Origin of the sequence: Mycobacterium sp. 1165178.9 (genome assembly GCF_001673555.1) — a bacterium.
In the GTDB taxonomy this organism is placed as follows: Bacteria; Actinomycetota; Actinomycetes; order Mycobacteriales; family Mycobacteriaceae; genus Mycobacterium.
Window position 1 is genome coordinate 1 of the sequence record NZ_LZMB01000305.1, and the last position, 652, is coordinate 652.

A 652-nucleotide genomic window follows, 5' to 3' on the forward strand; every position below is an offset into this window, starting at 1 on the left:
TGCTGAGCCAAGCCGACGTCGACGCCCTGGCTACCTGGGTCGCGCTCAAGATGGTGGTCGGTGAGGACGGCGCGCACCTGCAGACCCTCCTCGCGGGCCCGCGGGTGGTCGACGAGGTCGACCGCCGCCCTGGCGAGCTGCTCGGGCGACGCGCTCACCCACATCACTTCGTCGCCGATGAACTTCACCACCCGTCCGCCATCGCGAAGGACCACGTCCGAGACGGTTCCGGCGAACTCGTTGAGCAGGTCCGACAACTGCGCCGGGGTGAGCGCGTTGGTCAGCACGGTGAAGCCCGACAGGTCGGCAAAACCGATCCCGCACACCACGCTTGCCGAGGTGTCGCGAAGGACACCCTCGAAGTGGGTCCGGGCGCCGGTCAGGTGGTGGCGGTGCACGACGTCGATCAGTGGACCGATTCGGGGGACGAACTCCGCGACCGCGCGGTAGGCCTGTGCCGTGGCTAGCTCGTCGTGGGTGTGGGTCATCTGGATGTCGGGCGTCCCGGCGCGGATCGCCGTCGACTCGGCCTCTGCGAGGCGGGCCATCGCGGCGCCGAGGACCCGAAGCATGCCGTGCGCGCCGTCCTCACCGACCACCATCTTGAGCGCGACCCAGGTAGCCAGGGCGTCGACGTCGGCTTGGCTCAGCA

Annotated in this window: 1 protein-coding gene; it reads right to left on the reverse strand. The window is 69.6% G+C overall.

Annotated elements, in window-relative coordinates:
• Positions 1–652 (reverse strand): adenylate/guanylate cyclase domain-containing protein (locus A5652_RS13350; protein WP_369805791.1); only part of this gene is annotated, 652 nt, incomplete at both ends.